General features: G+C 32.7%; 10 protein-coding genes. 8 read left to right on the forward strand and 2 right to left on the reverse strand.

Annotation, left to right across the window (positions count from 1 at the left end):
- Window positions 1-131: 131 nt before the first annotated feature.
- A complete protein-coding gene (locus ABJM36_RS08550; protein ID WP_348451041.1) occupies window positions 132-1,625 on the forward strand; it encodes an arylsulfatase in 1,494 nt (497 codons plus the stop codon).
- Between the two features lie 436 nt (window positions 1,626-2,061).
- Here ABJM36_RS08550 and ABJM36_RS08555 read toward each other — a convergent pair whose 3' ends face one another.
- Window positions 2,062-3,321, reverse strand: a complete 1,260-nt coding sequence (locus tag ABJM36_RS08555) for a DUF1343 domain-containing protein (protein WP_348451042.1) — start codon at window positions 3,319-3,321, stop codon at window positions 2,062-2,064.
- A 43-nt stretch (window positions 3,322-3,364) separates the two neighbouring features.
- On the reverse strand, window positions 3,365-4,114 hold the full coding sequence (locus tag ABJM36_RS08560; RefSeq protein ID WP_348451043.1) for a DeoR/GlpR family DNA-binding transcription regulator: 750 nt from the start codon (window positions 4,112-4,114) through the stop codon (window positions 3,365-3,367).
- Between the two features lie 145 nt (window positions 4,115-4,259).
- On the opposite strand from ABJM36_RS08560, the gene ABJM36_RS08565 reads away from it, so the two are divergent.
- From ABJM36_RS08565 to ABJM36_RS08595, 7 genes are all read left to right on the forward strand, one after another.
- Window positions 4,260-5,369 carry a DUF5009 domain-containing protein gene (locus ABJM36_RS08565; protein WP_348451044.1) on the forward strand — a complete coding sequence of 370 codons (1,110 nt, stop codon included), beginning with the start codon at window positions 4,260-4,262 and terminating at the stop codon, window positions 5,367-5,369.
- A 136-nt stretch (window positions 5,370-5,505) separates the two neighbouring features.
- Window positions 5,506-8,694 (forward strand): SusC/RagA family TonB-linked outer membrane protein, encoded by a 3,189-nt coding sequence (locus tag ABJM36_RS08570; RefSeq protein WP_348451045.1) that lies wholly within the window; start codon window positions 5,506-5,508, stop codon window positions 8,692-8,694.
- A gap of 12 nt (window positions 8,695-8,706) precedes the next feature.
- Window positions 8,707-10,194: a SusD/RagB family nutrient-binding outer membrane lipoprotein gene (locus tag ABJM36_RS08575; RefSeq protein ID WP_348451046.1), complete on the forward strand. Its 1,488-nt coding sequence runs from the start codon at window positions 8,707-8,709 to the stop codon at window positions 10,192-10,194.
- A 133-nt stretch (window positions 10,195-10,327) separates the two neighbouring features.
- The gene (locus ABJM36_RS08580; RefSeq protein WP_348451047.1) at window positions 10,328-10,567 is read left to right on the forward strand and encodes a hypothetical protein; all 240 of its coding nucleotides are present in this window, start codon (window positions 10,328-10,330) and stop codon (window positions 10,565-10,567) included.
- Window positions 10,568-10,626: 59 nt separating this feature from the next.
- Entirely contained in the window at window positions 10,627-12,078 is a 1,452-nt protein-coding gene (locus ABJM36_RS08585) for a sodium:solute symporter (RefSeq protein WP_348451048.1), read from the forward strand.
- Between the two features lie 163 nt (window positions 12,079-12,241).
- A complete protein-coding gene (gene murQ / locus ABJM36_RS08590) occupies window positions 12,242-13,051 on the forward strand; it encodes an N-acetylmuramic acid 6-phosphate etherase (RefSeq protein ID WP_348451049.1) in 810 nt (269 codons plus the stop codon).
- 23 nt (window positions 13,052-13,074) lie between these two features.
- Window positions 13,075-14,760, forward strand: coding sequence for a glycoside hydrolase family 3 protein (locus ABJM36_RS08595; protein ID WP_348451050.1), 1,686 nt, complete (start codon window positions 13,075-13,077; stop codon window positions 14,758-14,760).
- The last annotated feature ends 13 nt before the right edge of the window (window positions 14,761-14,773 follow it).

A 14,773-nucleotide genomic window follows, 5' to 3' on the forward strand; every position in this document is an offset into this window, starting at 1 on the left:
GTATTGCGTTATGTGTTTTTAGTTTTGAATAATCCTATTGGGTTAATTGGTTTTGACAGCTAAGAATTGATACGTTAAATTATAGACATTACAATACAGCAGATCGTTCTGTTTTTTTAATTATAGTTATAATGAATAAATTTTTTTTAAGGATTTCAGTATTAGTCACCAGTTTGTTTCTTACGAGCTGTAATTTTGCTAACAAAAGTCAGGCAATAGGTTCTGAAGGAAAGATTAATGAGGTAAAAGAATTACAGCAACCAAATATAATCTACATTCTTGCAGACGACTTAGGCTATGGAGATCTAAGTTGTTATGGCCAAGAGAAGTTTAAAACGCCCAATATCGATAAGCTTGCAACGCAAGGTATGTTGTTTACGCAACATTATTCTGGAAGCACAGTATGCGCACCTTCTCGTTCAGCTTTATTAACAGGTATGCATACTGGGCATACTGTAGTTCGGGGAAATAAAGAGATGGAACCCGAAGGTCAATACCCAATACCTGACGATACTTATACGCTAGCCGAAGTTATGAAAAAAGCAGGTTACAGAACTGTCGCTTTTGGGAAATGGGGACTTGGTTACCCAGGTTCAGAGGGTGATCCTATAAGTCAAGGGTTTGATACCTTTTATGGATATAATTGCCAACGTTTGGGGCATCATTATTATCCAAATCATTTATGGTCTAATAAGGACTCAATAGTTTTAAAAGGGAATGCTGGCTTATCAAAAAAGATTTATGCGCCAAGTTTAATACATGAGAAAACATTGCAATTCATAGAACAAAATAAGTCAAATCCATTTTTCTTGTATGTAGCGTCCATAATTCCGCATGCCGAACTTGCAGCACCGGAAGTACTTATGGAGAAATATAGAAATAAGTTTTTACCCGAAAAAGTATTTGAAGGTGTTGATGATGGTCCTAAATATAGAAAAGGATCTTATGCGTCGCAAAGTGAGTCTCATGCAGCATTCGTAGCAATGGTAGATCTGTTAGATCAACAAGTTGGAGAAATTATGGACAAGGTAAAAGAACTTGGAATTGAAGATAATACCATTATTGTTTTTACATCAGATAATGGACCACATAAAGAAGGTGGGGCAGATCCTGATTATTTTAATAGTAACGGTAATTTTAAAGGTACTAAAAGAGATTTATATGAGGGTGGTATTCGAGTGCCTATGATAGTGAAATGGCCTGGGAAAATTGAAGCAAATAGTAAATCCGACCATATATCTGCATTTTGGGATGTTTTTCCGACGTTTTCTGAAATTACAGGAATAGAAGTGCCAAGTAATATTGATGGTATTTCATTTTTACCCGAAATACTAGGAGATCAAGAAAACCAGAAAAAACACCAATATCTATATTGGGAATTTCATGAAAAAGGAGGTCGTCAAGCTCTAAGAATGGGTAATTGGAAAGCTGTTAAATACAACGTGTTAAAAAAGCCTAATAAACCAATGGAGCTTTACAACCTTGCTAACGATGTGGGAGAAAAAAATAATGTAGCGAAACAAAACCCGAAAGTGGTAGAAGAAATGGAAGCAATTTTTCTTGAAGCAAGAACTTCATCGGACGTTTTTACATTTAGTCAAGAAACATTTTTAAATGTAGATTAAAAATAAAAGAATAGTATTTTTGTTTAGGTTGTCTAGATTAAAACGTTTTGATAATTAAGTAACTTATGTTGTTCCGGTTATTGTTTAAAATATAGTTATTGGATATTATATAAAATGTAAAAAGCCCATAAACAATTATGTTTATGGGCTTTTTTGGGATTTAAGCAATTCCTTGCCGAGAATGAGGAACTATTCAAAACCTTGTTTTTTGATGTTTTTCGGGAGTTAAAGCGATCTTAAAAAAAATACTGACACCTAATTAGTCCCTTTATAACAAAGTTTTATGATTACTTTAGTCTAAACGTGGCTAAATATTACAAATTTGAAAAATAATCCCAAACTAAATATTTCTTGATGGAGATAGTTGTGAAGGTTTAGGGGATAATCACAGCTAAAGAATTACTCTATAATTAATTGGTAATTAATGAGTGAAATGTTACGGGTATATTAAGTATTTTTTTCTTGTATTTTTAAACGTAATTAAGCCGTCTTTCCAAGTTGCTTTAATTTCTTCAAAATTTAAACCGTTTTCAATTTGCTTTTTCAATTTATCTGTACCAGCTAAAATGTTAAAAGATCGTTCTCTAAAGAATTTGTCTTTGTTTGCAGTTGTGTTATAGGCTTTAATAAGCCATTCAAAATTTAAAGCGTTTAATCTGGTGGTTTTAGATAAGTCTAATCCAAAACATTCTTGGTTTATATTTTTTGGGTTTTTAGAACCGAAATTTGGTTGAGGAGTAAAACTAAATTTGTATTCGTTACTAGGTAAATCTGGCGATCCAAAAATTTGAAACTGCATATCTGTGCCTCTACCACAATTAACATTAGTGCCTTCAAATAAACATAGGCTAGGATATAAATTTATAGATTTATCATTTGGGAGATTTGGAGATGGTCTTAAAGTTAAGGTGTAAGTTGAATTGTGTGTGTAATTTTTTAAAGGAATTACGGTAAGGTTACATTTAACGCCGTTTTTTAGCCATTTTTCACCATTTATCATTTTAGCATATTCACCTATAGTCATGCCGTATACAATGGGTACAGGGTGAAGGCCTACAAAACTTTTAAATTTATCTTCTACTATAGGGCCGTCTACATAATGTCCGTTAGGGTTTGGTCTATCTAATACAATTACAGGGATTTCTTTTTCTGCACAGGCTTCCATAATGTAGTGCAAAGTAGAAAGATAAGTGTAAAATCGAGCACCAACATCTTGAATGTCAAAAACAACAACATCTAAATCGTTTAATTGCTCTTCAGAGGGTTTGAATTTGTCTTCTGAATTACTATTATCATTAGTTCCATATAAAGAAACAACAGGAATTCCGGTTTGTTCATCAACTTTACTTTTTATAACCTCACCAGCATCTATTTTGCCTCTTAAACCGTGTTCAGGAGCAAAAATTTTCACAATATTTAAGTTTAAGGATTTTAGCGAGTCTGCTAGATGAGTATAAGTTTTGTGGTCCTTACTTTTAAAAATAACCGAAGTGTTATTAGCGGCTAAAGCAACTCTTTTACCTTTTAATAAATCTAAATATTTTTCTGTTTGATTAGCTCCAACAATGATATGCTCTGTTGTAGGTTTTGTTGTCTCATTTAATGGTGCTTGTTTTTTACTTTTGTTTGTGCAATTAGTTAAGCATAAAAATAAGAATAACAGTTGTAAAATAATTTTTGAAATTTGTTTTAGCATAATTTAAACTTTAAAAATGAGCTGTTAATTGTGTAAAGGTTAGTTATAAGAGGTTTGTGCCTGCTGATATGTAACTTTTTAGCTTTGGGTTGTTTATATCAAGATCTGTTACTACAGTGTCAATTTCTTTTAAATCGCATACATTATAATTATGTATTAAGTTTAATTTGTTTGTGGTAGCTAAATAGACAACGCGTTCAGAAGCATTTATCATGGCTTTTTTTATTAATGAGACTTCATATCCTTCATCTGTAATACCTTGTTTAACATCTAAAGCACTTACACCCATAAAACAAATATTTACTCTTAGGTTAGATAAATATTGAATGACATCAATACCTGTAGTAACCATGGAGCTTCTGTGGATTTTTCCACCAATAAATATGGTTTCAATTAAAGGGTGTTCTGTTAATTGCATTGCAATTGGTAAGCTGTAGGTGTATACAGTGGCTTTTATTTTTTTTGGTAGTAATTTGGCTAGCATTAGGTTTGTTGTTCCTCCGCTAATTATTATTACCATGCCGTCTTCTATCAAAGAAATAGCTTTTTGAGCAATACGAACTTTACCTTCTCTATTATATATAACATCTTCATTATAATGATAAAGTTTCTGAATATTAGAAATTGCTCCACCGTGAACTTTTGTAATCAAGCCCTTATCGTGCAGCTCTTTAATATCTCTTCTAATGGTGTCTTCAGAAACATTGAGTCTTTCAGATAAAAAACTAGAACTAACTTTTCTATTTATACTTACCTCATCTATTATTTTCTGTTGTCTTTCCTTTTTTTTCATTTAGTTGGCTTTCTTCAAAAATAAGATATTAATATATTATAACGCAAATTTAAGGTAAAAAAACGCATAGATTTGCGTTTTTTAGTCTTTAAAAATGCATTTAATTGTTTTTTTATACATTTGAATATACCTAATAATAAAAAATATGATTGTTTCAAAAAGATTAGTTGCGTTAGATGTTTTAAGAGGAATGACAATTTCTTTTATGATATTGGTAAATACTCCTGGTAGTTGGAAATATGTATATCCACCTTTAAGGCATGCTGAGTGGAATGGTTGTACTCCAACGGATTTAGTGTTTCCTTTTTTTCTGTTTATAGTAGGTGTGTCGATATTTTTTTCTTTTAAAAAGTACCAAGTTGAAATTTCTAAAACTAGTCTTTTAAAAATATTAAAAAGAACTATTACAATCTTTCTTCTAGGGTTTTTGTTAAATCTTTTTCCGTATTTCGATTTTGAAAATGTACGTATTATGGGAGTTTTACAGAGGATAGCAATAGCTTATGGCTTAGGGGCAGTGCTTTGTTTAGGTCTAAAACAAAATAAGTTATTATTTGTTTTAGGAGGTTTATTGTTGGGGTATTGGGCACTATTGTATTTTACTTCAGGTGCAGAATTGTATTCTTTAGAGGATAACATTATTAGAAGGTTCGATCTGTTTTTACTAGGAGAAAAACATATTTATAAAGGGTTTGGTGTTCCATTTGATCCTGAAGGATTATTGTCAACTATATCCTCTGTCGGTACTGTAATTATTGGTTTTTTATCAGGTAAGTTAATAGGAACAAGAACATCGGTTATTGAGAAAACTAAGGCGTTATCAATATATGGTGTTTTTTTGGTTGTCTTAGGTTTTGTTTGGGGAATTGTTTTTCCTATTAATAAGGCTTTATGGACAAGTTCATATGTTGTTTATGCTGGGGGTTTGGCAATGTTGCTTTTGGCTGTATTAATTTTTATTATAGACTACAAAGGTTACTCTAGGTGGTCAAAACCTTTTGTTCATTTTGGAACTAATCCTTTATTTATTTTCGTTTTTTCCGGTTTGTATGTAAAAACAATTAGTTATTTAATAAAAATTCCAATGGATGAAAGGGCTGTTGAAATATCGGGTTACACATATTTATTTGAGTTCGTGTTTTCTGCTATTGCAGGGAATATGAATGGTTCTTTATTGTTTGCTTTAAGTCATATTGTTGTTTTCTGGTTAATTTGTTATTTTCTTTTTATGAAGAAGGTTTTTATAAAGATTTGATAATTTTTACATGTTTAAACCTTGTTTGTCGAAATAGTTTCTTGTTAATTATATAAAACACGCATTTTTTTGCATAAAAAATGCGTGTTTTGTTTTTTTTTTATACTTTTAACGAATAACTTAAATTCTAACTAATATGAAAAATTATTGTTTTCAATTAACCCTTGTGGTGTTATTGTTTTTTTCACACAATGCTATTGCGCAAACGGCAGCTATATCTGGTGTTGTTACGGAGAAGGAAACAAACATGCCTTTAATAGGAGTAAATGTTGCTGTTGAAGGTACCTCTAATGGAGCTGTAACAGATTTTGATGGAAAATTCTTAATAAAAGCAGATGCTGTTAAAGGTAAATCTCTTGTTTTTAGCTTTGTTGGTTTTAAAACATATTCTGTTGTATTGAGTGGTGTAGATCAAAATTTTGAAATTGTTTTGGAAGAAGATGCTACTAATCTTGATGAGGTGGTGGTAACCGCTTTAGGTATTAAGAGGGAAGCTAAAGCCTTGGGCTATTCTTTAACAGAAGTCAAAGGGGATGAGATGACCCAGGTAAAAACAACAAGTGCAGTTAATTCCCTGCAGGGAAGAGTTGCTGGTGTAAATATTTCAACAGGAAGTAGTGGTGCTTCCGGATCAAGTAGGGTGGTAATTCGTGGTGCTAGTTCATTAACAGGGAGTAATCAGCCTCTATATGTTGTTGATGGGATTCCTATTATTAATAATACAAATGGTTCTGTTGTTGGCGCTACAAATGATGGAACTGGTGATGGAGGAGATGATATATCGTCCATTAATCCTGATGACATTGAGTCTGTATCTGTTTTAAAAGGTAGTTCTGCAGCAGCTCTTTATGGTTCATTGGCTTCTAATGGTGTTATAATGATTACTACAAAATCAGGGAAAAACCAACAGGGTTTAGGTGTTGAGTATTCTTCTTCATACACTTTTGAGAAAATAAACACTGATCTTTTGAGTTTGCAGACTACTTATGGACAAGGAAATCAAGGTTTAAAGCCTGGTTATGAATATGACGTTAATAATAACCCGATTGAGATTTCGGACACGGCTTTGGCAATTGATGATGCTTTTACTAATTCATTATATTCTTGGGGAGCCAAAATGGATGGCTCAATGGTTTATAATTGGGATGGAGTGAAAAGACCATATTCTTACACTGGAAATAATTTAGATAAATTTTATGAAACTGGAACTACTGCTGTTAATACATTGGCACTAACTAAAGGAGGTGAAGATCATAATTATCGATTTTCTTTTTCTAATTTAGAAAATAAAGATATTTTTCCGGGTTCAAATTTAAATAGGAAATCACTTTCTTTTAATGGATCTGCGAATATTAATCCAAAATTAACATCTACTATAAATGCTAAATATGTTATTGAAAAGGTTCATAATCGTGTTAACCTAGGAGATACACCAGGTAACGCTAATACTGTGGCTTATGTGTTGCCAAGCAGTTTAGATATTTCTGATTTAAAACCAGGCGCTAACAGTGAAGGAACTGAGCTTTTGTTTCAGCCAAGTCAGTTTATTTCAAATCCTTATTGGGTGGTTAATAATTTTAATAACGATGATAAAAAAAATAGGTTAACGGCTTCCACGACATTAAGATATGATATTACAGATTGGTTGTATGCAACTGGACGAGCAGGTTTAGATACTTATGAGTTGAGCAGAAGTAGAGTGGTGCCCTTTGGAACGGCTTATAGACCTACAGGAGAAATGACGCAATCAAAGTCTACATATTCACTGTTTAATGCCGATTTTATGATTGGAGTAGAAAAGGCAATTACAGATAAAATTTCAACCAATAGTATTATTGGTGCTAATACCAGAACATCAACTTTCGAGTCCCTAAGTGCTACAGGTAGAGGGTTTATAGTTGTTGGATTAGAAGATATTAATAATACTACTTTACCAGAGCCGGATAATAGTTATTTCCAAACGAAAACAAATTCGTTGTACGGGTCTTTTGAGGTTGATTATGACCAATTTATGTATTTAACTTTTACAGGAAGAAATGACTGGTTTTCAACATTGTCTTATCCAGGTAAAACAAGTCCAAATAATGATTTTTACTGGTCATTAAGTGGAAGTTTGTTACTGTCTGAGGCATTAGAGCTGCCACAAGAAATTAATTATGCGAAAGTAAGAGCTAGTTATGCACAAGTTGCTGGAGGTGCTACTGATGCATATGCGTTAAATTTAGACTATGCCATTACAGGTTCTTTTCAAGGTCAATCATTTGGTGAGTTAAACGGAGACTATATTCCAAACCCTAATTTAGTGCCTTTTCAAAAAACAGAATATGAACTAGGGTTTGAAGGAAGATTTTTTAACAATCGTTTAAATCTAGATGTGGCCTACTATTCAAATAAAACAACTAATGATATTGTAGAAGCAGCCGCTTCATTATCATCAGGTTTTAACTCAGCAGTTTTAAATATAGGAGAATTACAGAATAAGGGTATTGAATTATTAATAGGGGGTACGCCTATTAAAACGAATAATTTCACATGGAATACATCCTTTAATGTAGGGTATAATAACAGTGAAATTTTACATACTGATGATGAGGATACCCCAATTAATGTAGATGGTAGTCAAACACGGTCATATACAGCAATTATTTCTCATATAGTAGGAGAGCATTATGGTGTTATTTATGGTTCTTCATACGAACGCGATGATGAGGGTAATATTATGTATGATATAAGTGGCTCTATACCAACACCAATACAAGGAGAATATAAGGTGCTTGGGCAAGGTGTTGCGCCATATACTTTTGGTTTTTCAAATAATTTTAAATATAAAGATTTTTCAATAGGTTTTTTAATTGATGCAAAATTTGGTGGTAGTGTACATTCTGGAACCAATAGAGAGTTAATGTTAAGAGGATTGCATGAAAAAACATTAGAAGGTAGAGAAACTGGTCTTGAAGTATCAGGGATAGATTATAGCACGGGTGATTCGTTTTCAACAATTGTAGCGCCAGAAAATTTAAGAACTTATTATGGGCTTATAGGTGAAGAGAATTCAGGTATTTCAGAAGAGTTTGTCTATAGTACAGATTTTATAAAATTTAGAGAGTTAAGTTTATCGTATAACTTGCCAAAAAGTCTACTTAAGAGTTTGTTTATTAGAGATGTTAGGTTTTCTTTAATAGGAAGAAATTTATTCTTTATATCAAGGGATATTGAAAATGTTGATCCTGAGGCTTCTTTAAATAATTTGAATTCACAAGGTATAGAAAGGTTTGGTGTGCCATCAACCAAAAGCTATGGTTTTTCTGTAAATGTTAAATTTTAAAAAAAAATGAAAATGAGAAAACTATTAATATTATTAGCAGTAATTATAACCTTTGGGTCTTGTGATAAAGATTTTGAGGAAATTAACGTGAACCCAACTAAGGCAACAACATTAGCGCCTGCAACCCAGTTTACTTACGTGCAGTTGTATACTGGAGGAAGTAGTTATGTGGCAAATTTATTTTGGAATGTTATTCATTTAATGCAAAATGTACAACACCTTAATCTTACTTCGTATGTGTCTTTCCTCTATAAAGAAGGTAGTACTAATTGGTTGTTTGAAGAGCAATATGACACTACAGTAAAAAACATAGTAGATTTAGAGGCCCAATTAGAGGCAAGTGGTGAGCCTACAGCAGAAGCTGATTTGGCGATAACAAGAATCCAAAAGGTGTTAATCTTTAGTAGGTTAACTGATGCTTATGGCGATGTGCCTTATAGTGAAGCAGGAAATGGGTTTATAGAAGGTATTCGCTTTCCAAAATATGATAAACAAAGTGATATTTATGAAGATATGTTAGTTACTTTAGAGGAATCGGTAGCAACATTAAGTGCAAGTGGAGAAAGTTCTTACGGTTCTGGAGACTTGTTTTTTTCTGGTGATAAATCTAAATGGATAAAATTTGGTAACTCTCTAATGCTGCGTTTAGCAATGCGCATGGTAAATGTTGATAATGCTTCTGCAGAAGAGTGGGCAACAAAAGCTATTGCTGGAGGAGTTATGGAAAGTAATGATGATATTGCTTATCTTCAATATGAAAATCATGCTAATGATGGCGGCCCAAATGTAAATCCACTAACTAAGTGTTTTACCTCAAGAGCATCTACTCAGGTTAAAATATCTAAAACATTTATGGATTTTATGAAGGATAGGAATGATCCACGTGTTTCTGTTTTATGTTCAACGACTGATGGTGATACCGCATTCGATTTGCAGTTCGGTCAAGATATTAATGATGCCACTAGGGGTGAAGCTAATTCAAAACCCAATATTAATATTTTTGGAGGATCTGGTGTTGTAATATACGATGCGCCTTTATTCTTTCAAACTTATGCAGAAGTAGAATTTATGATAGCAGAAGCGGCAGAACGATGGGGCTTAGCAGGGGGTGACGTTGAAGCTCATTACAACGCAGGTGTAGCAGCAGCAATGGAATACCTGTCTATGTATGGGCATGACGTTAATATTACATCAGATCAAATTAACGACTATTTGGCCGATAATCCTTTTGTTTCTTCTCAAGCTTTGAAAATGATTAATGAACAATATTGGGTGGCTACTTTTGGAAATGGGTTAGAATCGTTTTCTAACTGGAAGCGCTCAGGTTACCCAGAGTTAATCTCTGCAGACGTAGCCGAAACGCTTACAGGAGGTGAAATTCCTAGAAGATTAGTTTACCCATCTTCTGAAAAGCTTAATAATCCAGCTAATGTTGAAGCTGCTATAGACCAACAAGGAGGTGATGGCTTGTTAACTAGAATGTGGTGGGATAAAGAATAACACCTTGTATCTTAAAAATTATTATGGAATCTTAGGTCGGATATTAATTGAGGTGGGAGTGTGTTGTTTGCCTCTCTCACCTTAATTTTTTATTCAGTTACATTTTTCTTAATTAATTATTTAGTCTATTATTTTGAAAAAAGTTATGACAGGTCTTGATGTGCTATTAAGTGATGTAAGTTTGCAGAACTCTTTTAAAGGCCGTATTGCTTTACTTTGTTATAATACATCTAATGATTCAACTTGTACTACACAACGGTTGGAAATTCTAGGACACCCAAAAACAGAACCATTTGGGTTAGTAAACGCTTTAAATAGTTTTGAAAATCTACAAGACTATCAATTACAGCTCACGGAAATAAAATTTTATTAATTATAAGCTATAAAAACATCCAAGCTATTGTTTAATAGTTTCAAGTAAATTATACACACATGGGAGCCACATTTATTTTAATAATCATTGCGTCGTATTTTGGGCTGTTAATGTTAATCTCGTACATAGTTTCAAAAAACACAAGTGACGAATCTTTTTATACAGGCGACAGAAAATCACCTTGGCAAGTAGTTGCCTTTGGAATGATTGGTGCGGTGTTATCTGGAGTTACCTTTGTGTCAATTCCAGGCATGGTAGGTAATAATTATTTTTATTATTTACAGTTTGTTTTAGGTAATGTGGTAGGCTATGTTTTTATAACCTATGTATTGTTGCCAATTTATTTTGATCTAAAACTGGTTTCCATATATACTTATTTAAAATCGCGTTTTGGAGTTAATACCTATAAAACGGGCTCGCTGTTTTTTTTAATATCTCAATCATTTGGTGCTGCATTACGCTTGTTACTGGCTGCCAAAATATTGCAATATGCCGTGTTTGACGCCTTTAATGTGCCCTTTTCTGTCACCGTTATTTTAATATTGGTGTTAATATGGTTTTATACAAATAAATCTGGTATAAAAACTATTGTGTGGACGGATACTCTTCAAACTTTTTTCTTGATACTCGCAGCAATAGTCTCTATTTATGTTATTAAAAATTCATTAGAGTTAAGCTTTTCTGAAACGATTACTTCTGTGGTTAATCATGATTATTTTAAGGTTTTTGATTGGGATATTCAATCGGGAAGTAACTTTTTTAAGCAATTTATTTCAGGTATATTAATTGCTATTGCCATGGTTGGTTTGGATCAAAACATGATGCAGAAAACGTTAACTTGTAAGAATAAAAAAGAAGCACAAAGAAACATTCTATCATTCAGTTTAATTTTAGCGGTTACTCAATTCTTGTTTTTAGGATTAGGAGTTATGCTGTATTTATATGCTGAAAAATTTGGGATTGACTTAATACTTGAAAATGGGAAGTTTGTTAATACAGATAATTTGTTCCCTATGCTTTCTCTAAATCATTTCGGTACCCTTGCTAGCGTAAGTTTTATTTTAGGAATAACTGCAGCTTCGTTTTCTAGTGCAGATTCTGCTTTAACGGCCTTAACAACCTCGTTTACGCATGATTTTTTAGATATACAGCATAAAAATCCTAAGCAAAAAAAGCGATTAAAAAATTACGTTTTGTTTGGGTTTTCGGTAGTTGTTTTTACCATTATAATGGCTTTTTCTCAAAGTAAGGGGGACGTGATTTCTACCATTTTTAAGGTGGCAGGTTATACATATGGACCACTATTAGGGCTGTATATGTTCGGAATTTTTACTAAGATAGAAATTAACGATAAGGCGGTGCCTTTTATATGCATACTTATGCCGTTGTTAACCTATGCTTTAAACTACTACTTTATTCTTTGGTTAAATTTTGATTTCGGGTTTATGAACATATTTGTGAATGGATTTTTAACGGTAATCTGCCTGATTATTTTAAAAAAAAAGGCATGAAGAGTAATGCATAGTTAATCTTAATTAAAAATAAGATGAAAAAGTATTATAGATGATAAGGGTAAAAAAAAATTAACAGATTATAGTGAAGGAAGCCTACAGCTAGATTTGACACTCAAACCTAGACAAGTGTGTATTGTAGAAATAAAAAAAGATGTTAAAAATGAAAAATAAACTTACGACTGAGCAATCTTCAGTTTACAATAATTTAGAAAAAATGAGCACATTTGATTTATTATCAAATATGAATGCCGAAGATAAAACAGTGCCACTAGCTATTGAACGGGCTATTCCTTCCATAGAAAAATTAATAGATGTTATTCACCAAAAAATGAGTAATGGTGGTAGATTGTTTTATATAGGGGCAGGAACTAGCGGTAGATTAGGGGTTCTTGATGCTTCTGAATGCCCGCCAACCTATGGGGTTAGTGATGGTTTAGTAATAGGCTTGATTGCTGGAGGCGATGTAGCCCTTAGAAAAGCTGTAGAAAATGCTGAAGACGATACCACACTAGCTTGGGCAGACTTGCAGAAACATAACATTAATGAAAACGATGTGCTTATAGGTATTGCTGCCTCTGGTACCACACCATACGTTATTGGTGGTGTAAAATCCTGTAGAGAAAACAATATCGTTACAGGTTGCATAACCTGTAATGAAAGCGCTCCGTTATCTGCAGAAGTAGATTATCCTATTGAGCTAATTGTAGGACCTGAGTTTGTTACAGGCAGTACAAGAATGAAAGCAGGAACTGCTCAAAAACTAACTTTAAATATGATATCTACTACCGTTATGATAAAGTTAGGAAGAGTAAAGGGAAACAAAATGGTAGACATGCAACTCTCTAATAAAAAATTAGTAAATAGAGGGGTAAGGATGATAATGGCAGAATTAGGTGTGGATGAAGAAACTGCTAATAGTTTACTTTTCAAACATAAAAATGTTAGAAAAGTTATAGAAGCACATAAGTAGTAGAAATATAATTTAATTAAGTCATGAAGAAGGTTTTAATAGTTGGTGTTCTCGCTTTTTTGCTCGTAGGAATTAGTTGCAATAGTCCCAGCAAAAAAAACAATAATAATATTTATGATGCCAAAGAACACTGGGTAGATAGTGTGTATAGTAGTTTGAGTACCAAAGAAAAGGTGGCTCAATTATTTATGGTTGCAACCTATTCCAATAGAGATAAAAAGCATACAGATTCCATTCAAAAACTAATAAAAAGTCATGGAATTGGTGGTTTAATATTTTTTCAAGGAGGGCCTGTGCGTCAAGCTAAGTTAACAAACACATACCAATCTCTATCTAAGGTGCCATTATTAATTGGTATTGATGGCGAATGGGGTTTAAATATGAGACTAGATAGTACGTCTAGATTTCCATATAATATGACGCTAGGCGCTATTAAAAATGACAGTTTAATTTATAGAATAGGTACCCAAATAGGTAAGCATTGTAAGCGTTTAGGGATACACATAAACTTTGCGCCTGTAGTGGACATCAATACAAATCCAAAGAATCCAATTATAGGAGTTCGGTCTTTTGGAGAAGATAAAGAGAACGTAGCTAATAAAGCAATAGCCTTTACCCAAGGTATGCAAAGTGAAGGGGTTATGGCTTGTGCTAAACATTTTCCAGGACATGGAGATACGGATCAAGATTCGCATAAAATATTACCAACAGTGTCTTTTAGTACGCAACGCATAGACTCGGTAGAATTATATCCTTTTAAAAAGTTGTTTAAAAAAAATGTAGCAGGTGTTATGGTAGCGCATTTAAACGTACCAAGTTTAGAGCCTTTAGCGGGAGTGCCGTCTTCTTTATCTTATACTATTGTTACAGATATTTTAAAAGAGAAACTTAATTACAAGGGGTTAATTTTTACAGATGCTTTAAATATGAAAGGTGCTGCTAATTATAAAGATCCAGGAGATATCGATTTAGCAGCTTTTAAAGCAGGTAATGATGTTTTGCTATTTACAGAAAATGCACCAAAAGCTATATCAAAAATTTTAGAAGCATATAATAACAAGGACATTACAGCAGAAAGATTAGCACATTCTGTAAAAAAAATTCTTGGAGCTAAATACGATACTAATCTCAATAAATTTAAGCCTATTAACATCACTAATATTGTTGAAGATTTAAATGATAACTCAAATACGCTTTTAAATGAAAAAGCTTTTAGTAATGCTATTACAATGTTAAAAAATAGCAATCATGTTTTACCTATAAGAAAAGCTAAAAACGAAAAAATAGCTTACGTTAAGTTAGGGGAAGGAACCTATCATGTCTTTTTAGGAGCGTTACAATCAGGAATGCAAATTCAAGATGTTACTGGTGTGCCTCAAGAAAAACTGTTAAATGAGTTAAGAAAATATGATAAGGTAATCATTGGGTATCATCAGTCTAATAGCCGATTAACAAAAGCTATATCAAAACAAGACCAAGCCATTATAGAAACTATAGCTAAAGAAAAAACGGTGATTTTAAATGTGTTTGCCAGTCAGTATTCATTAAAGAATATAGCTTTCGAAAATATTGAAGGCGTTCTTGTTTCATTTGAAAATTCAGAGTTAACGCAAAAAATATCGGCACAAATGGTTTTAGGTGAAAAACAAGCTATGGGTAAATTACCAGCGTCAATAAATAGTGATTACCCTGTTAATTATGGTATCTAAGTAATTAAATTAT

This window comes from Algibacter sp., assembly GCF_039977455.1.
Lineage (GTDB): Bacteria > Bacteroidota > Bacteroidia > Flavobacteriales > Flavobacteriaceae > Algibacter_B.

Excerpts from the sequence above, each read along its gene's own strand:
- ABJM36_RS08550 (WP_348451041.1), top strand. The coding sequence starts at position 132 with ATGAATAAATTTTTTTTAAGGATTTCAGTATTAGTCACCAGTTTGTTT.
- ABJM36_RS08555 (WP_348451042.1), bottom strand. The coding sequence starts at position 3,321 with ATGCTAAAACAAATTTCAAAAATTATTTTACAACTGTTATTCTTATTT.
- ABJM36_RS08560 (WP_348451043.1), bottom strand. The coding sequence starts at position 4,114 with ATGAAAAAAAAGGAAAGACAACAGAAAATAATAGATGAGGTAAGTATA.
- ABJM36_RS08565 (WP_348451044.1), top strand. The coding sequence starts at position 4,260 with ATGATTGTTTCAAAAAGATTAGTTGCGTTAGATGTTTTAAGAGGAATG.
- ABJM36_RS08570 (WP_348451045.1), top strand. The coding sequence starts at position 5,506 with ATGAAAAATTATTGTTTTCAATTAACCCTTGTGGTGTTATTGTTTTTT.
- ABJM36_RS08575 (WP_348451046.1), top strand. The coding sequence starts at position 8,707 with ATGAGAAAACTATTAATATTATTAGCAGTAATTATAACCTTTGGGTCT.
- ABJM36_RS08585 (WP_348451048.1), top strand. The coding sequence starts at position 10,627 with ATGGGAGCCACATTTATTTTAATAATCATTGCGTCGTATTTTGGGCTG.
- murQ (WP_348451049.1), top strand. The coding sequence starts at position 12,242 with ATGAAAAATAAACTTACGACTGAGCAATCTTCAGTTTACAATAATTTA.
- ABJM36_RS08595 (WP_348451050.1), top strand. The coding sequence starts at position 13,075 with ATGAAGAAGGTTTTAATAGTTGGTGTTCTCGCTTTTTTGCTCGTAGGA.